The sequence below is a fragment of the Bacillus sp. FJAT-18017 genome (assembly GCF_001278805.1).
GTDB lineage: Bacteria > Bacillota > Bacilli > Bacillales > Cytobacillaceae > Bacillus_D.
This window is the reverse complement of record NZ_CP012602.1, coordinates 135001-152533: the sequence shown is the minus strand read 5'-3', so window position 1 is coordinate 152533 and position 17533 is coordinate 135001. Positions and strand designations below refer to the sequence as shown.

The 17533-nt window shown below is 43.9% G+C and carries 15 protein-coding genes, 1 tRNA gene, 1 other RNA gene and 1 other annotated feature (1 of these 18 cut by a window edge); of the genes, 13 read left to right on the top strand and 4 right to left on the bottom strand.

Annotated features, from left to right (window positions below; all coding sequences use genetic code 11):
- The first annotated feature begins 53 nt into the window (after nt 1-53).
- From purM to purD, 4 genes are read left to right on the top strand one after another with little or no spacing between them, the layout of a single operon-like run.
- Nucleotides 54-1079, top strand: a complete 1026-nt coding sequence (gene purM / locus AM500_RS00825; protein WP_053597512.1) for a phosphoribosylformylglycinamidine cyclo-ligase — start codon at nt 54-56, stop codon at nt 1077-1079.
- Entirely contained in the window at nt 1076-1681 is a 606-nt protein-coding gene (gene purN, locus AM500_RS00820) for a phosphoribosylglycinamide formyltransferase (protein ID WP_053597511.1), read from the top strand. Before purM ends, purN begins: the two co-directional genes overlap by 4 nt.
- A complete protein-coding gene (gene purH, locus AM500_RS00815; protein ID WP_053597510.1) occupies nt 1656-3194 on the top strand; it encodes a bifunctional phosphoribosylaminoimidazolecarboxamide formyltransferase/IMP cyclohydrolase in 1539 nt (512 codons plus the stop codon). The genes purN and purH overlap by 26 nt, the downstream gene beginning before the upstream one ends.
- Nucleotides 3195-3209: 15 nt before the next feature.
- Nucleotides 3210-4484, top strand: a complete 1275-nt coding sequence (gene purD / locus AM500_RS00810) for a phosphoribosylamine--glycine ligase (RefSeq protein ID WP_053597509.1) — start codon at nt 3210-3212, stop codon at nt 4482-4484.
- On the opposite strand, the gene AM500_RS00805 is transcribed toward purD, so the two are convergent.
- On the bottom strand, nt 4461-5435 hold the full coding sequence (locus tag AM500_RS00805; RefSeq protein WP_053597508.1) for a YaaC family protein: 975 nt from the start codon (nt 5433-5435) through the stop codon (nt 4461-4463). The two genes, purD and AM500_RS00805, sit on opposite strands and share 24 nt — an antisense overlap.
- 139 nt (nt 5436-5574) lie before the next feature.
- Between AM500_RS00805 and guaB the strand changes: the two genes are divergently transcribed.
- The 4 genes from guaB (at nt 5575) to AM500_RS00785 (ending at nt 10649) form a co-directional block, all read left to right on the top strand.
- On the top strand, nt 5575-7044 hold the full coding sequence (gene guaB / locus AM500_RS00800) for an IMP dehydrogenase (RefSeq protein ID WP_053597507.1): 1470 nt from the start codon (nt 5575-5577) through the stop codon (nt 7042-7044).
- A 217-nt stretch (nt 7045-7261) separates the two neighbouring features.
- The gene (locus AM500_RS00795) at nt 7262-8575 is read left to right on the top strand and encodes a serine hydrolase (protein WP_231688147.1); all 1314 of its coding nucleotides are present in this window, start codon (nt 7262-7264) and stop codon (nt 8573-8575) included.
- Between the two features lie 247 nt (nt 8576-8822).
- Nucleotides 8823-9040, top strand: a binding site (T-box leader).
- Nucleotides 9041-9112: 72 nt separating this feature from the next.
- Nucleotides 9113-10387 carry a serine--tRNA ligase gene (gene serS / locus AM500_RS00790; protein WP_053597505.1) on the top strand — a complete coding sequence of 425 codons (1275 nt, stop codon included), beginning with the start codon at nt 9113-9115 and terminating at the stop codon, nt 10385-10387.
- A 169-nt stretch (nt 10388-10556) separates the two neighbouring features.
- Nucleotides 10557-10649 (top strand) — tRNA-Ser (locus AM500_RS00785).
- 145 nt (nt 10650-10794) lie between these two features.
- Here AM500_RS00785 and AM500_RS00780 read toward each other — a convergent pair.
- The 3 genes from AM500_RS00780 to AM500_RS00770 all read right to left on the bottom strand — a co-directional run bounded on the left by AM500_RS00780 (nt 10795) and on the right by AM500_RS00770 (nt 13754).
- The gene (locus tag AM500_RS00780; protein ID WP_053597504.1) at nt 10795-11487 is read right to left on the bottom strand and encodes a deoxynucleoside kinase; all 693 of its coding nucleotides are present in this window, start codon (nt 11485-11487) and stop codon (nt 10795-10797) included.
- A gap of 15 nt (nt 11488-11502) precedes the next feature.
- The gene (locus tag AM500_RS00775; RefSeq protein WP_053597503.1) at nt 11503-12150 is read right to left on the bottom strand and encodes a deoxynucleoside kinase; all 648 of its coding nucleotides are present in this window, start codon (nt 12148-12150) and stop codon (nt 11503-11505) included.
- 317 nt (nt 12151-12467) lie between these two features.
- The gene (locus tag AM500_RS00770) at nt 12468-13754 is read right to left on the bottom strand and encodes a glycoside hydrolase family 18 protein (RefSeq protein ID WP_053597502.1); all 1287 of its coding nucleotides are present in this window, start codon (nt 13752-13754) and stop codon (nt 12468-12470) included.
- Between the two features lie 104 nt (nt 13755-13858).
- On the opposite strand from AM500_RS00770, the gene tadA reads away from it, so the two are divergent.
- The 5 genes from tadA to recR form a co-directional block, all read left to right on the top strand.
- Nucleotides 13859-14383: a tRNA adenosine(34) deaminase TadA gene (gene tadA, locus AM500_RS00765; RefSeq protein WP_053597501.1), complete on the top strand. Its 525-nt coding sequence runs from the start codon at nt 13859-13861 to the stop codon at nt 14381-14383.
- Nucleotides 14384-14448: 65 nt separating this feature from the next.
- An RNA gene (gene ffs, locus AM500_RS24760) (signal recognition particle sRNA large type) lies at nt 14449-14713 on the top strand.
- A 310-nt stretch (nt 14714-15023) separates the two neighbouring features.
- Entirely contained in the window at nt 15024-16718 is a 1695-nt protein-coding gene (gene dnaX / locus AM500_RS00760) for a DNA polymerase III subunit gamma/tau (RefSeq protein WP_053597500.1), read from the top strand.
- A gap of 45 nt (nt 16719-16763) precedes the next feature.
- Nucleotides 16764-17084, top strand: a complete 321-nt coding sequence (locus AM500_RS00755; RefSeq protein ID WP_053601580.1) for a YbaB/EbfC family nucleoid-associated protein — start codon at nt 16764-16766, stop codon at nt 17082-17084.
- Nucleotides 17085-17095: 11 nt separating this feature from the next.
- Nucleotides 17096-17533: the 5' portion of a recombination mediator RecR gene (gene recR / locus AM500_RS00750; protein WP_043929626.1), read on the top strand. 159 nt of this gene lie beyond the right edge of the window; the window shows 438 of its 597 coding nt (coding positions 1-438); the start codon lies at nt 17096-17098; the stop codon falls past the right edge of the window.

Below are 17533 nucleotides of genomic sequence, written 5' to 3'. Positions count from 1 at the left end.
CGGTGGAGCGAAGAGAAGCGAAGCTCCGCCCCATGTCAAAAATGGAGGCCGCTATGTCAAAAGCTTATAAAGATGCAGGTGTCAATATTGAGGCAGGCTATGAGGCGGTTGATAGAATGAAGCGCCACGTAAAGAAGACGGTACGGCCAGGCGTGATGGGAGGCCTTGGCGGGTTCGGGGCAATGTTTGATCTCTCATCTCTCAATATGAAGGAACCAGTGCTGGTTTCCGGCACTGATGGAGTCGGGACAAAGCTGATGCTTGCCTTCATGATGAATCAGCATAAAACAATCGGCATTGATGCTGTCGCCATGTGTGTAAACGACATTGTTGTTCAGGGGGCAGAGCCCCTCTATTTTCTAGACTATATCGGCTGCGGTAAGGCAGAACCTCATCGGATTGAAGCAATCGTAAAGGGAGTTGCTGATGGATGTGAAATGGCAGGCTGTGCCCTGATTGGCGGGGAGACAGCTGAAATGCCTGGCATGTATGATTCTGATGAGTATGATTTAGCTGGCTTTGCAGTTGGTGCCTGTGAGAAATCAGAGATTATTACAGGGGATCAAATCCGCCCTGGTGATGTCCTAGTGGGCATTGCGTCAAGCGGTCTGCACAGCAATGGATTTTCGCTGGCAAGAAAGATATTTTTTGAAAAAGCAGGCTTGAATGTACATGACTACATTGAAGATCTTGGCTGCAAGCTTGGCGATGAATTACTAAAGCCTACAAAAATATATGTAAAACCAATTTTATCCGCCTTAAAAGGCTTTTCGATAAAAGGGATGTCCCATATCACCGGCGGGGGATTCTATGAAAATATTCCAAGAATGCTACCTGTTAGTCTAGGTGCAAGTATTACCGAAGGAAGCTGGGAAGTTCCAAAAATCTTTACGCTGCTTGAACAATTGGGAGATATAAAAAGAGATGAAATGTATCATGTATTTAACATGGGCATTGGCATGGTTGTTGCCATTGGAAAAGAGCAAGCTGAGGGGCTAATCCGCCACTTTGAAGCTTATGGGGAGCGCGCTTCAGTTATTGGAACTGTGACGAGTCAAGAAGGGATACGACTATCATGATTAATATTGCGGTGTTTGCCTCGGGGAATGGCAGCAACTTTCAGGCTATTCTCGAAGCTTCCCATAGCAGCCTTTTAAATGCAAAAGTCACATTACTCGTTTGTGACCGGCCAGGAGCATTTGTAATTGAACGCGCAAGGCAAGCGGGAGTCGAAACGTTTGTTTTTTCACCGAGAGAGTTTTCTAGTAAAAAAGAGTACGAGGCGATTCTTGCAAAAAAACTGGCAGATTCACAAATTGAATGGATCGCCCTCGCAGGCTATATGAGGTTAATTGGTCCTGTTCTTCTTTCTTCGTATGAAGGCCGGATTATCAATATTCATCCTTCCCTGCTTCCACAATACCAGGGAAAGGATGCGGTAGGCCAGGCATTGGCCGACGGGGCAAGCAAAACGGGTGTCACAGTCCATTTCGTTGATGAAGGAATGGATACCGGACCTATAATCGAACAAATTGAGGTCCCGATAGTGGCAGGTGAAACACCCGAAAGCCTGCAGGCCAAAATACAAAAAGTTGAGCACAGGCTTTATCCAATGGTACTCCAAATATTAGTTACTACCCAGGGAGGACGGCATTATGGCAAAAAAACGGGCACTGATTAGTGTATCTAATAAAAGAGGAATAACAGATTTCGCCAGGGGGCTGGCTGGGCTCGGCTACGAAATTGTCTCAACAGGCGGAACAAAAAAGGCTATTAAGGAGGCCGGCATCCCTGTCATTGGCGTCAGCGATGTAACTGAATTTCCGGAAATTCTTGAAGGCCGTGTAAAAACGCTCAATCCGAAAATCCATGGCGGACTTTTGGCAAAGATGGATGAGCCAAGTCACTGCGAACAACTTCAAGAACATGGGATCGAACCAATCAAAATCGTATGTGTAAATTTATATCCGTTTAAGGAGACCATTTCAAAGTCTGATGCCACTGTTGAGGATGCAATTGAAAATATTGATATCGGAGGCCCATCAATGCTTAGGGCAGCCGCGAAAAATCATCAGTATGTGACCGTTGTAACGGACCCGGAAGATTACAAAGTTGTACTCGGCGAGCTTAAGGACTATGGAAAGACCACAAAGGAAACTAGGCGCAGGCTTGCAGCAAAGGTATTTCGCCATACAGCTGCATACGATGCTCTAATTGCCTCCTACTTGACAGAGTTGGCTGGAGAGGAACAGCCTGAAAGTCTGACAGTTACATATGAATTGAAAAACCCGCTTCGCTATGGTGAGAATCCTCACCAAAAGGCAGCTTTTTATAAGAGCCCGCTTGGTTCAGGCTTTTCAATTGCAAGCGCGGAGCAGTTGCATGGGAAGGAACTATCCTATAACAATATTAACGATGCAAATGCTGCACTTCAGATTGTAAAGGAGTTTCCCGAGCCTGCTGCTGTTGCTGTTAAGCATATGAATCCTTGTGGTGTTGGTACTGGTGAAACAGTCCTAGCCGCTTATGAAAAAGCATATGAAGCGGATCCTGTCTCTATTTTTGGTGGTATTGTGGCTTTCAATAGAGAAGTGGAAAAGGAAACAGCAGAAAGGCTTCATGAAATCTTCCTCGAAATCATTATTGCGCCTTCCTTCTCGGAGGAAGCACTTGAGATATTGCAGAAAAAGAAAAATCTACGTCTACTCAAAATACAGGATGGTGTTGGGAAAAAGGCCGAAAGGAGTCTTGTCTCGATCGAAGGCGGCCTGCTCGTTCAGGATCAGGATGCATTCACTTTAGAAGACGCCGCTATTACAGTTCCGACGGAGCGCCAGCCGACGGAGGAAGAATGGAAGGCTTTGAAGCTGGGCTGGAAAGTTGTCAAACACGTAAAGTCGAATGCAATTGTGGTTACAAATGATGCACAAACCCTCGGTATTGGCGCCGGGCAAATGAATCGGGTTGGATCTGCAAGGATAGCACTCGAACAAGCTGGAGTTAAAGCGGACGGGGCTGCAATGGCGTCTGATGCATTCTTCCCTATGGATGATACTGTGGAAGCAGCTGCCCAGGCAGGGATAACAGCAATCATCCAGCCAGGAGGATCAATCCGGGATGAAGATTCTATTAAAAAGGCGGACCAATATGGAATTGCAATGGTCTTCACAGGGGTGCGCCACTTCAAACACTAAGGAGGCTAGAGTCACATGGATGTTTTAGTAATCGGAAGGGGTGGCCGAGAGCATGCCATCTGCCAAAAACTTAGTGAAAGTTCTTTAGTGGAAAATGTATTTGTGGCACCAGGGAATGCCGGAATGACCGATGTAGCTATCCTGGTCCCCATTGAGGAAACTGATACTGAAAAATTGACGTCCTTTGCCAGGGAAAAAGGCATTGGTCTTACGGTTATAGGTCCAGAGATTCCTCTATTTTCAGGTCTTGCAGACAGATTTCGGGAGGCTGGATTGCCTGTTTTTGGGCCAGGAAGCAGGGCGGCTCTGATTGAAGGGAGCAAAGCCTATGCAAAGTCATTAATGAAAAATTATCATATCCCGACTGCAGACTATCAAGTCTTTCATTCCTTTAAAGAAGCTAAAGCCTACATTGAAGAAAAGGGGGCACCGATTGTCATAAAAGCCGATGGCCTTGCTGCCGGCAAAGGCGTTACGGTTGCCCTTACGCAAGAAGAGGCAATAATGGCTATTGAAGAAATGCTTATTGGACAGAAGTTTGGGGAAGCATCCTCTTCTGTTGTTATTGAAGAATTCCTTGAAGGCGAAGAAATTTCATTAATGGCTTTTGTTAACGGTGAGGTAGTCGTTCCGCTCGAAATTGCCCAGGATCATAAAAGAGCATACGATGGCGATCAGGGTCCAAATACAGGCGGAATGGGAGCTTATTCTCCTGTTCCGCACATTCCTCAAAGTGCAATCGAAACTTCAATCGAAACAATCCTGATTCCTGCAGCAAGGGCACTTGTAAAGGAAAGAAGAAGCTTCTGTGGGATTTTGTATGCCGGGCTTATTTTAACAAAACAGGGACCTAAAGTAATTGAATTCAATGCTAGGTTTGGCGATCCTGAAACACAGGTCGTCCTGCCGCGCTTAAAGACAGATTTTGCTGAGGCAATCCTTCAGGTCCTCGATGGCAAAGCTCCTGAATTAACCTGGGATCAATCCTTTTCAATTGGTGTAGTCGCTGCTGCAAAAGGCTATCCCGAGAAGGCGGAAAAGGGAGCAATTATCGAAGGACTCGATGCAGTTTCCCCTGAAATAACTATTTTTCATGCAGGGACAAAAAAGGATGAGTTAGGCCGGTTTTATGTAGATGGTGGCCGTGTTTATCTTGCCTGCACCAAAGCACCAACCCTGGCAGAAGCCCAACAAAAGGTCTATAAGGATATACAGAAAATCAATTCCCCTGGAATATTTTATCGAAGAGACATCGGGGCAAGAGCACTAAATGTCACCCCTGCCCTTTAGGCCTTTTGTTAAATAACAATAAATCAGGAAGGGGCTTTTTTTGCGGGTGATTTCCAAAAAGGATTTTATGAACGGAAAGTCCCGATTTGGCATCATTTTGACAGCCTCTCCCCACCACTCTGTCTCATAACGGGCAATCATACTTAAATTGTATAAAAGCAGGTAATGGGCCATCAGTTCTGGAATTAGGGAATGTTGGCCCTTCTTATAAGGCATGACAAATCTTTTATCAAGAAAATGATATTTCAATAAGGTAGGCTGGTTAAGTGAATAGGGAGAAGGAGGTGACTCAAGCCTTGCAAAACCTTCCTTCATCGCTCCTAACTGAATCCCGGCTTGTGCAGTGAAAAATTCGTTAAATCTGCCCTCTGCCATATGGTATATATCCAATGTCTTTTCAGGGACAAAATAATAGCCATCCTGTTCATGAAAGGAAAAGAAGTTAGCCTGTCCTTCGAGTGGCCAAAAAAGGCTGTCCATTTCTGGAATGAGACGAAGCAATTCTTCCATTGACATTTTGTCTCCCTCAATCTGTTTCATGTGGAACAATTTGTCGGATAAGTGCGGGAAAAGGCCGTTTTTTTGAAATTTCACTTCGTCCTCAAAAAACTGATATTGTTGTTTTTTTCGTTTGCGGGTTGAAACACCGTGGGCAAGGACAGCGGTTGTTTCAGGATAAGCTGGATCTACAGTTAGAATACATGCTTTTACCAAGTGAACGAGCCCATAAAAAAGCAGTATAGGCTGCAATACAATAGGTGCCTGGGAGGCCTGTGAATAGTAAATGCTCCCATGCTCAAGATAATAGATAAATGAGTAGCTATTTTCGAAACTTCTATGGTCAGGGGAGTTACACCCTAGCTTTTCATAGCGTTCTTGCAAGTAGGATTGGGCATAGTCCGCGGAAAGAAAAAATGAAAAGCTATCCCAACCTCTATAGCTGCGCCACACATGGCAAACCTCCTTTATATTAGGAGTATTAGGTTAAAACGACAATCTGATTGAATAGTCAGACTACTGATTATAACCTTGACAGTATATTGCCCAATTGTTAAAGTACTAATAATATTTTCAGTTTGGAGGGACAAATATGTGGGAAAACAAGTTTGTTAAAGAAGGGTTAACATTTGATGATGTATTGCTAATACCTGCGAAGTCTGAAGTGCTGCCTAAGGAAGTCAGCCTCCAAACAGAATTATGTGCGAATATTAAACTAAATTTGCCAATAATATCTGCCGGGATGGATACTGTTACAGAAGCGGAAATGGCGATTGCTATGGCAAGACAGGGCGGTCTAGGTATTATCCATAAGAATATGACCATTGAGCAGCAGGCTGAACAGGTTGATAAAGTAAAGCGTTCTGAATCAGGCGTTATCTCCGATCCGTTCTTCCTTACTCCAGAGCATCAAGTCTATGATGCAGAGCATTTAATGGGTAAATACCGGATTTCAGGCGTTCCAATTGTAAACAATGAAGAAGAACTGAAGCTTGTAGGCATTTTAACAAACCGTGACCTTCGTTTTATTCAGGATGAGGATTATTCTTTTAAAATTTCTGATGTCATGACGAAAGAAAACTTGATTACTGCCCCAGTTGGAACAACGTTAAAGGAAGCAGAAAAGATTCTGCAGCAACATAAAATTGAAAAGCTGCCGCTTGTTGATGATAACGGAATTCTCAAAGGCTTAATTACAATCAAAGATATTGAAAAGGTAATTGAATTTCCGAATTCATCCAAGGATAAGAGTGGCAGGCTTTTGGCTGGCGCTGCGGTCGGTGTAACGGGCGATACAATGAAGCGGGTTGAAGCACTTGTAAAGTCCTGGGTTGATGTGATAGTGATTGACACAGCCCATGGCCATTCAAAAGGAGTCCTTGATACAGTACGCGAGATCCGTAACGCGTACCCTAACCTGGCAATTATTGCTGGAAATGTAGCTACTGCTGAAGCAACCCGTGAGCTAATAGAAGCAGGTGCTGATGTTGTGAAGGTTGGAATAGGACCCGGATCAATTTGTACAACGAGAATTGTAGCCGGGGTTGGTGTACCGCAAATTACAGCTATTTATGACTGCGCAACAGAAGCCCGTAAACATGGTAAGGCTATAATTGCTGATGGCGGCATTAAATATTCTGGAGACGTGGTTAAGGCGCTCGCCGCTGGTGGACATGCAGTCATGCTTGGAAGCCTGCTAGCAGGTGTCTCTGAAAGCCCAGGAGAAACAGAGATATTTGAGGGCCGACGCTATAAAGTTTACCGGGGAATGGGTTCTGAGGGAGCTATGGAAAAAGGGTCAAAGGACCGTTACTTCCAAGAGGATGCTAAAAAATTCGTACCGGAAGGCATTGAAGGCAGACTTCCTTACAAAGGACCGGTTACTGACACAATCTTTCAGCTTGCGGGCGGTTTACGCGCAGGAATGGGATATTGTGGCGCAGCAAGCTTGAGGGATCTTCGTGAAAACTCCCAGTTTATTCGCATGACTGGGGCCGGGCTTCGCGAGAGCCATCCCCACGATGTGCAAATTACCAAAGAGTCTCCAAACTATTCAAAATAAAGGCGGAGGCAGGGAAGAAAATTCCCTGCCTTTTTCTGTTTTTAGCTAAGGAATGACTAAGGTTTTTGTAAATCTTGGCAGGAAGATAGGGCTTACCTCCGTCTATCAATCCCTTTGTAAGTATGGTAAGATAAAAAAATGTAAAAAGATGTTGGAGGGCGTAACAGTGAAGAAAAAGGTTTATCAGAAGTACATAGCGATTGTGCTTGCGGTTGCCATGCTTGCAGGAATTGTCACAGTACCGGTACCGGCACAAGCTGCAGAAGAGGGCTCACTTGATATTAAGGCAGCGGCTGCAATTCTTGTAGATGCAGATTCGGGAAAAGTCTTATATGAACAAAATGCCAATAGTGTTCTCGGCATTGCGAGTATGACGAAAATGATGACAGAATATCTGCTTCTTGAAGCAATTAAGGAAGGAAAGGTGAAATGGGATCAGAAGCAATCGGTCAGCAACGTTGTTCATGCCATTTCCCATGATAGGAGTCTTTCCAATGTACCACTAAGGGCAGACGGGACATATAACATTAAGGAACTTTATGAGGCAATGACGATTTACTCTGCAAATGGCGCCACAATAATGATTGCAGAAGCCATTGCTGGCTCAGAATCCAATTTCGTTAAAATGATGAATGATAAGGCTAAGGAACTTGGTCTTAAAGATTATAAGTTTGTTAATTCAACCGGACTCAACAATCGTGATTACAAGGGTAATCATCCGGCTGGGACAGGCGCAGAAGATGAGAATGTTATGTCAGCCCGTTCAACTGCACAGCTTGCCTACCGTTTATTGAAGGACTATCCAGAAGTGCTGGAGACAACAAGTATCCCGAGAAAGACATTCAGGGAAGGCACTGAAGATGCAATCAAAATGGAAAACTGGAACTGGATGCTTCCAGAACTAGTGTATAAATATCCTGGCGTAGACGGTCTGAAAACTGGAACAACCGACTTTGCAGGATACAGCTTTACAGGAACAGCTATGAGAGACGGTAAACGTTTCATTACCGTGGTCATGGACGCAAAGGGAGCCAATGGCAAAGGTGATTATAAGGCTCGTTTCGATGAAACAAGGAAAATGTTTGATTACGGATTTGCCAATTACACAAAAACAGAAATCCTTCCTGCAAATTTCTCCTTAAAGGGACAAAAGTCCCTCGAAATTACAAAGGGGAAAGAGGATAGCGTAAAGATTCAGACTAAAGAACCTGTTTCTGCTATGATCAAAAATGGTGAACAAGATAATTACAAGCCAGTTCTTGTACTGGATAAAAAGAAGTTAAACAAGGATGGGGAATTGACTGCTCCAATTAAAAAGGGAGACGTTGTTGGCTACATGACTGTTAAGGCTAAAGATGATGCAAAAGAATCATACTTGACCGAAAACGGTCAGAACAGCATTCGGACTCCAGTCGTTGCAGCAGAGAACGTTGAGAAAGCCAATTGGTTTGTTCTAATGATGCGCGGAATTGGCGGCTTCTTTGGAGACCTATGGGGAAGCATCGTATCAGGTATCAAAGGGCTATTTTAATATGCATGATCTTACAAGGCTCCTGAATTGACAGGGGCCTTTTTTAAAACGATAGTTATTAAAAGTGATTATTTCTAATCGTACTGCCAGAACGGCAGTCCATGGATGTCATCCTATCTTCAAATAATGGAGGGTAAAAGGATTACGCCTATCTTATCGATATAGTAACCGATAAATGAAAAGTGTATAATTCATTTGCAAACAGGCGAAAATTGTAGTAGATTATAAAGTACAAATTTAAACATATGAAAAAGCGATGAGAGGAAAAAGTAGCGGGAGTTCTGCTCCAAAGAGAGCCGGTGGCTGGTGGAAACCGGTGTGCGGAGCCTGCGAATCCATCCTTGAGCAAAGCATGGAAAGCTGAAAAGGCAAGTAAGTGCTTTCGGGTCAAACCGTTATGTAATTGAGGTGGGCAGCTTGTGCTGCCAACCAGGGTGGCAACGCGGGTTAACTCCCGTCCCTGTTTGGGGACGGGAGTTTTTTGCGTTCAAAAGCGCCTGGCCTCATGAAAATATCGTTAAAAGGAGGATGTTAAGAATGCTTGATATCAAAGTATTACGGGCAGATTTTGAAGGAGTAAAGAAAAAGCTTGAACACCGGGGGGAGGATCTTACCGACCTGGGGAAGTTTGAAGACTTGGACAGGAAGAGAAGGGACCTGATAGTCGAAGCTGAACAGCTTAAGAGCAAGCGGAACGAGGTATCCCAGCAGGTTGCTGTATTAAAGCGAGAAAAAAAGGATGCAGACCAGCTGATTGCCGAGATGCGTGAAGTCGGTGACAGAATTAAGGAGCTTGATCATGAACTTCGCGGGGTTGAGGAGGAACTTGACCAGTTAATGTTGAGCATTCCCAATCTTCCTCATGAGAGTGTGCCGGTTGGCGATACCGAGGATGAGAATGTTGAAATCAGGAAGTGGGGGGATGTCCGTGATTTCAATTTTGAAGCAAAACCCCATTGGGATATAGCTGATGGCCTCCAAATCCTTGATTTTGAGCGTGCAACCAAAGTGGCTGGAAGCAGGTTTGTCTTTTATAAAGGACTTGGAGCCCGTTTAGAGCGAGCCTTAATGAATTTCATGCTTGACCTTCATGTGGATGAGCATGGCTATTTGGAAGTGCTGCCTCCTTATATGGTAAATAGAGCAAGCATGACTGGGACAGGACAGCTTCCGAAGTTTGAGGAGGATGCTTTCAGGATTGAGAGTGAAGACTACTTCCTTATCCCAACTGCGGAGGTCCCAGTAACGAATCTGCATAGGGATGAAATCCTAAGTGGAGAACAGCTGCCTGTCCGCTATGCAGCATTCAGTGCTTGTTTCCGTTCCGAGGCAGGATCTGCTGGTAGGGATACACGGGGGCTGATTAGGCAGCACCAATTCAATAAAGTAGAGTTAGTTAAATTTGTTAAGCCCGAAGACTCTTATGATGAGCTTGAGAAACTGACCGCTGATGCTGAAAAGGTTCTTCAATTATTAGGACTTCCATATCGTGTTCTTAGCATGTGTACCGGTGACCTTGGATTCACTGCTGCGAAAAAGTACGACATCGAAGTCTGGATTCCAAGCTATGGGACATATCGTGAAATTTCTTCTTGCAGTAACTTTGAAGCATTCCAGGCGCGCAGGGCTAATATTCGTTTCCGCCGCGAGCCAGGTGCAAAGCCTGAACATGTCCATACACTCAACGGTTCAGGTCTTGCGGTTGGCCGTACCGTCGCGGCAATCCTTGAAAATTACCAACAGGAAGATGGTTCAGTTGTTATCCCTGAAGTTTTAAGGCCATATATGGGCGGGCGAAGCGAAATAAGGTAATCTGTTAGTCAAGGCTAGCCATTTAGAAGTCGCAAATTATAGTGGTTGAGTGAAGGGGAGAAAACCGCCTCTTCCTTATAATGTAAAGGCGAATTTTCCAAAAATATAAACAACAGTTTTTTTGTTGACAGTGGGTTTCTTCTTATAGTAAGATATCCATTGTCAATACGGAGGAATACCCAAGTCCGGCTGAAGGGATCGGTCTTGAAAACCGACAGGCGGGTTAAACCGCGCGGGGGTTCGAATCCCTCTTCCTCCGCCATTCTTTTCATAAAGAAATGTAACGCGCATAAAACTGGAGATTAAATCCGCCGTATGGGAAGCCATGCGGCGGATTTTTTTGCTTTAGGAAGATTAGGGCTCTACGGGGCCCTCTAAGTCGTTAAATAGGAAACGCATACTGGCATTCAGCCGGTATGCGTTTTAGTAAAAAGGATTTCATTCAATTTATTGTCAACCAACTTGCAGACACGTACTGCATCTTCCGGGTTATTGACGACGTCTGTTACATCCATATCAATGATAAGGACTTCACTTGCATCGTAGTGGTTAATAACCCACTCATCGTAATCCTTCCATACTTCGAAATAATATTCCTTTAGTTCCGGATTAATTTCAAAGCTTCTGCCCCGGGACATGATTCGGTCAATAACCGTATCAAAGGACCCTCTTAAATATACCATGAGCTCAGGTGCTTTTTTAGGCAGCTCCTTTAACTCTTCCATCATATTATCTACAAGATCCTCATAAATCTTAAATTCAAGTTCAGAGATCCGTCCGAGTTTTTTATTTACATAAGCAAAATACCAATCCTCGTATATGGACCTGTCCTGAATCGTATAAATCGGCTCATGCCAGTTTACACATTCTTTTACTGTTTTAAAGCGTTTATTCAGAAAGAACAACTGTAAGAGAAATGGAATTCTTTTTGCATCAAGCTCTTCTGGTGTTAGTTCATAATAAAGCGGCAGAATCGGATTATCATCAACGGTTTCATAGAAAACCTTGCTGTCGATTCCTTTGCTTTGAAAGTAGTCATTCAGTAAATCTGCCACACTTGTCTTACCAAGGCCAATCATACCGCCAATTACGATACTCAAACTATTTCCCCATCCTTATAATGTATTGGTCCAGCTGCTTTTTTCCAATGATAATGAGAGATCACCCAAAATCTTGTCCAAATCCTGTTCATTTTTAACAAAATCCATTTCGTCGCCATTAAAGCGAAGTACTGGTATCTCAGGGTGCTGCTCTTCAAAGGCAGTCATAGCATCTTCATAATCAAGGGACAGCTGTTCAAGATACAAGGGGCTGATGTTTTTCTCAACTTCGCGGCCCCGCATTTCAATCCGTGAAAGCAGGGTATCCAGACTTGCATTCAGATAGATGACTACATTCGGTTTTGGCATGTCCTCAGTTAGAATCTGATAAATTTTAAAGTATTTTTTATACTCTTCGTTGCTCAAGGTTCTTTGGGCAAAAATCAGGTTTTTAATAATATGGTAATCTGCAACAACAGGCTCACTTTTTTCGAGGAAATGGGTATTGATGTCCCCTAGTTGCTTAAACCGGTTGCACAGGAAGAACATTTCGGTTTGAAAGCTCCACTCTTCAATGTTTTCGTAGAATTTTCCCAAAAAAGGATTCTCGTCAACAATCTCCTTTAATAAAGCAAATTGATAATGGTCGGCAATTGCTTTAGCAAGAGATGTTTTCCCCACTCCAATCGGCCCTTCAACTGTAATAAAGGGTACTTCCCCCATTTCAAGTCCTCCTTCTCCACGCCTGCTTGTCTAGTGTGATGTATGTATAAGCAGAAAAAACAAGTTTTAAGTAGAAATATGTCGAGTCGACAAAGTGTATTTTACCATATTCTATGCCAGAGAGGATATGGAATATTTAAGGGAGTAGATGTTTTAGTTATAAAGCCTTGAAAATAAAGGGTTTTAAAAAAGAAATTCTTTTTATTTTGAAAAAAAGCAGGTTGTCTGCTTAGACAACCCGCAAGCTTTTAATTTCAGGGCCTTCTGGCGCATTTATTTTAATGGTATGAGTAGAGAGAATTAGGCGGGCAGGGTATTTATGTAGCCCTTTTTGTTACATTGAAATTCTCGGTTATCAACAGCCAGTTTTGCGGAAAAGCAAGACCAAGCTTCCAATAGCTCATTCCTCGCAGGTTCAGCTCTTTGATAAGGTCGAACTTAGCCTGGATTGATCGGGCGTCCTCAAACCAAACTTCGTGGTTCCTTTCTTCCGCTGTGTATCTGAAGAATGGAGCTTGGGCTCTTGTATCATACTGGATACTGACATTGTTGCGAGCGGCAATTTGAATTGCTTGCTGCGGGCTAACTGCACGGGCTATCGAACCTTGGACAAATGGAAGAGTCCAGTCATAACCATATAAGTTTTGCCCCATCATGATTTTGGAACCAGGCATTTCAGTAAGCGCATATTCGAGCACTTCACGAACTGGACCGATTGGGGATACAGCCTGAGCTGGTCCGCCGCTATAGCCCCACTCATAGGTCATAATGACAACAAAGTCAACGATTTCCCCATGAGTCCTGTAGTCATGGGCTTCATACCACTTTCCTTTTTGGGCAGCACTAGTTTTTGGGGCGAGGGCTGTTGAGATAAGCCAGCCTTCCTGCTTAAAGCGATCCCGTGCTCTTCTAAGGAAGTTATTATAAGCTTCTCTGTCTGCAGGCCGGAGATATTCAAAATCAAAGTGTATATCCCGGAAACCTAGTCTTCTGGCGGTTGTAACAATATTGTTCAGAAACCGATCCTGAACAGCCATGTCATTAAGAAGAATCCTTCCAAGTTCATCACTAAATTGATCGTTTTCCTGATTGGTAATGACCATCATTAAAACATTGTTATTTGCCCGGGCAATAGCAGGAAAGTTATTCAATAGAGGTTCCTTTAAAGATCCATCCCGTAGGGCTTGAAAACTAAAAGGGGCCAGATATGTCAAAAAAGGTGCAGCTTGTCTGGCTGCTGATTCAAGGGCAGGTGCAACTGCTGTTCCTCTAGGTTCAACATAGGCATTAAATTCGCCAGCCCTCTTCGGCTGGGGCGGGATATAGAGCCGGAAACCAATATTTAGCGGCCGGTCTACTGGTATTCGATTAATACGGGCAAGCTCCTGATACGTTGTTCCAAACCTGCGGGCAATTGAAGAAAGGGTATCACCTGAGCGGACAAAATAAAAGCTGCCAACTATAGGGATGACCATGGCCTGGCCAATAACAAGGTTATTTGGATTCGGCAGATCATTTGCTTCAACAATATCATTTACTGTTGTTCCATAAGTACGTGCAATGGTGGTCAATGTCTGTCCTTGTTCCACTACATGAATCTGCATGTTTTTCCCTCCTAGCACAAATTAACGCTAAGACCATTGTATGAAGGGAAAGGCAGATTCATGTTATACTAAGCAAAGTCAATATTCACATGGGATGTGTCTGGATGGAGAACCTGCAGGATATTTTCTATATGAAAGAAGCTATAAAAGAAGCAGAGAAAGCTGAGGCACTCGAGGAGGTTCCGATTGGAGCAATTCTGGTTGTTGATGATGAGATTATTGCAAGGGCTCACAATCTTCGTGAAACCTGCCAAAAGTCAACAGCTCATGCGGAATTACTGGCAATAGAAAAGGCTTGTGAGAAATTGGGCACATGGAGACTTGAGAAGTCAACGTTATATGTAACTCTCGAGCCGTGCGCAATGTGTGCAGGTGCTATCGTACTTTCCAGGGTTGAACGAGTTGTTTACGGCGCGGCTGATCCAAAGGGAGGCTGTGCGGGAACGTTAATGAACCTTCTTGATGAAAGCAGGTTTAATCATCAGTGTACTGTTGTGCCTGGTGTGCTCGAGGAGGAATGTGGCTCGATACTTTCTAGCTTTTTTCGTATGATTCGCCAGAAGAAAAAAACAGAAAAGAATCTTTCTATACAAAAAGACCTGGATAGTCAGACAGGAATTGACAGTTAATGTGTCATTGCATTTTCGACTAAAATTATGTATACTAAAAAGGCGTCATCTTGACGCACACTTTGCCGTGCTAGACGGGGAGGTAGCGGTGCCCTGTACCCGCAATCCGCTCTAGCGGGGTTGAATCCCTTCCTGAGGCTGTTATTCTGTAGGGTCTGCCTTAAGTAAGTGGTGTTGACGTCCGGGTCCTGCGCAATGGGAATCCATGAACCATGTCAGGTCCGGAAGGAAGCAGCATTAAGTGGTCACTCCTATGTGCCGCAGGGTTGCCTGGGCCGAGCTAACTGCTTAAGTAACGCTTATGGATGGCAGTCGAAGGAAGGTGCACGGCAGCTTAACATGATAATAATGCCCATCCCTTTAGGGGTGGGTTTTTTGTTTTAGGTAATGATAGATATTGCAGGGTTGGATAGTTCTTTTTCCGAGCCTGTTTATATCTGGATTATAAGAAAGTAAGGATTGCGCGAAGAATATACCAGGAAGGCTAATCCAAAAGAACATAGTACAAAATGCGGTGCTTGCGCTTTTCTTGTTAAAAATGTCTGGTTTATACTGCGGCTAATCTAGTTACACTTTACATAAGAATACGGTATAATAGAAAGGATTCATTTTGACCGCAGCATATTAAGGGGGCAGTCCAGTGTCTTATCAGGCTTTATACCGTGTTTGGCGTCCACAGCAATTTATTGATGTGGTAGGCCAGGAACACATTACCAAAACCTTGCAGAATGCACTGGTTCAGGAAAAAACAACCCATGCTTACCTTTTCTCGGGACCGCGCGGGACCGGGAAGACCACTGCGGCAAAAATACTTGCAAAAGCGGTCAACTGTGAACGCGCACCTGTAACGGAACCTTGCAATGAATGCAGCGCATGCCTTGGAATAACGAACGGTACAATACAAGATGTTATTGAAATTGATGCCGCCTCAAATAACGGTGTCGACGAAATTCGAGATATACGTGATAAGGTAAAATATGCGCCTAGTTCTGTAAGATACAAGGTTTACATTATTGATGAGGTGCATATGCTTTCAACTGGGGCGTTCAATGCTCTCCTTAAAACACTTGAGGAGCCGCCGCGCCATGTTATGTTTATTTTGGCAACTACTGAACCGCATAAAATCCCGCTGACGATTGTTTCGCGGTGCCAGCGGTTTGATTTTAAAAGGATTACTGCAAAGGCGATCGTGGGCCGCATGCAATTGATTGCGGATGAAACTGGAACATCCTATGATCCAGCCGCCCTTCCAATCATCGCGAGGGCTGCTGAAGGCGGGATGCGGGATGCATTAAGCCTTTTAGATCAGGCTATCTCCTACAGCCACGAGCGCGTTACAATTGAAGATGCTTTGACTGTTACAGGATCTGTTTCCCAGAACTTTTTATATCAGATGGCAGAAGCAATAGTGGAAAAGGATGTTGTTAAAGGCCTTGATTCTCTAAATGAACTGTTGTATATGGGGAAAGACCCTTCCCGTTTCATAGAAGACTTTATATTATTTTTCAGGGACATGCTTCTGTTTAAAACTGCACCAACTCTCGAGGAATCACTTGAGCGGGTCATGATGGATGATGGCTTTAAGGAGCTTTCCGAGAAATTCTCCGCATCGCAAATTTATGATTTGATAGGATTGTTAAATAAGACCCAGCAAGATATGCGGTGGACAAGCAACCCGAGAATATTCCTTGAAGTTGCAACGGTCAAACTATGTCAGTTGGATTCCTCGCAAGGATCAACTAGCAGTAACCAGTCGGCAGGTCAAGACATATCAGCACTTTTGAATAAAATCAATAAACTTGAAGAGGAAGTCAGGGAACTTCGGAAAAATGGAATAGCTACATCCACTAATGAGAGTAATACCCCTGTGCAAAAACAGGCTCAGCGAACGTCAAGGAGGGGTTTTCAAGCCCCAGCAGGGAAAATTAATGAAATACTTAAAGATGCTACAAAGGCTGACCTTAACTTGATTAAAAGCCAATGGGCGGAGATGCTCCAACGGCTAATGAAATCTCATTCGGCTTTATTAAATGAAGCTGAACCTGTAGCTGCTTCCCAAACTGCATTTGTCATTAAATTCAAGCATGAAATTCATTGCCAAATGGCAATGGAAAATTCTAAGTTCACAGAGGCGGTAACCGATGGCCTGAGGGAAACAACTGGCAAAACTTTTACATTCGCGGGTGTACCGGAAGAGCAATGGGTGAAAATTCGTGAAAGCTTCCTCGCTGGACAGCATTCAGGCCGAGAAGAAGAGGTAAGAAAAGAGGAAGATCCTTTGATTGATGAAGCCAAAAAATTGTTTGGTGGAGATCTCGTTGAGATAATTGATTAAAACTGGAGGTAGATGATTATGAAACGTGGAAAAGGAATGCCAGGTATGGGCGGCATGGGCAATATGCAAGGAATGATGAAGCAAATGCAAAAAATGCAGAAGCAAATGGAAGAAGCACAGAAGGATCTCGGAGAAAAAACAGTTCAAGGAACCGCTGGCGGGGGTATGGTTACGGTCGTGGTGACTGGCCATAAGAAAGTGGTAGACATAATAATTAATCCGGAAGCTGTTGATCCAGAAGATGTTGAAATGTTGCAGGATACGGTCCTTGCTGCGGTAAACGATGCCTTAACTAAGGCTGAAGAGCTATCTGAATCTACAATGGGGCAATTTACTAAAGGAATGAACCTTCCCGGCTTGTTCTAGGAGGAATTTACATGCATTATCCTGAACCTATATCAAAACTGATTGATAGTTTTATGAAGTTGCCAGGGATCGGCCCGAAAACGGCAGCTCGTCTGGCGTTTTTCGTTCTTGGCATGAAAGAGGAAATTGTTCTTGATTTTGCAAAAGCACTGGTAAATGCTAAACGAAACTTAAGCTATTGTTCTGTATGTGGGCATATAACTGACCAGGACCCTTGCTATATCTGCCAGGATGAGCGCCGAAATAAAAGCATGATCTGTGTGGTGCAAGATCCCAGAGATGTTATCGCAATGGAAAAGATGAAAGAATTTAATGGTCTTTACCATGTGCTGCACGGGGCAATTTCACCTATGGATGGCATCGGCCCTGAAGATATCAATATACCTGACCTGCTTAAAAGGCTTCAGGATGAAACGGTTCAGGAAGTGATACTTGCCACTAACCCCAAC

What these genes read in the sequence shown, in the direction of transcription:
- AM500_RS00755 (WP_053601580.1), top strand. Translation starts at nt 16,764, where the DNA reads ATGGGCGGCATGGGCAATATGCAAGGAATGATGAAGCAAATGCAAAAA.
- purN (WP_053597511.1), top strand. Translation starts at nt 1,076, where the DNA reads ATGATTAATATTGCGGTGTTTGCCTCGGGGAATGGCAGCAACTTTCAG.
- tadA (WP_053597501.1), top strand. Translation starts at nt 13,859, where the DNA reads ATGGAGAACCTGCAGGATATTTTCTATATGAAAGAAGCTATAAAAGAA.
- purH (WP_053597510.1), top strand. Translation starts at nt 1,656, where the DNA reads ATGGCAAAAAAACGGGCACTGATTAGTGTATCTAATAAAAGAGGAATA.
- AM500_RS00795 (WP_231688147.1), top strand. Translation starts at nt 7,262, where the DNA reads ATGCTTGCAGGAATTGTCACAGTACCGGTACCGGCACAAGCTGCAGAA.
- serS (WP_053597505.1), top strand. Translation starts at nt 9,113, where the DNA reads ATGCTTGATATCAAAGTATTACGGGCAGATTTTGAAGGAGTAAAGAAA.
- purM (WP_053597512.1), top strand. Translation starts at nt 54, where the DNA reads ATGTCAAAAGCTTATAAAGATGCAGGTGTCAATATTGAGGCAGGCTAT.
- AM500_RS00775 (WP_053597503.1), bottom strand. Translation starts at nt 12,150, where the DNA reads ATGGGGGAAGTACCCTTTATTACAGTTGAAGGGCCGATTGGAGTGGGG.
- purD (WP_053597509.1), top strand. Translation starts at nt 3,210, where the DNA reads ATGGATGTTTTAGTAATCGGAAGGGGTGGCCGAGAGCATGCCATCTGC.
- guaB (WP_053597507.1), top strand. Translation starts at nt 5,575, where the DNA reads ATGTGGGAAAACAAGTTTGTTAAAGAAGGGTTAACATTTGATGATGTA.
- AM500_RS00770 (WP_053597502.1), bottom strand. Translation starts at nt 13,754, where the DNA reads ATGCAGATTCATGTAGTGGAACAAGGACAGACATTGACCACCATTGCA.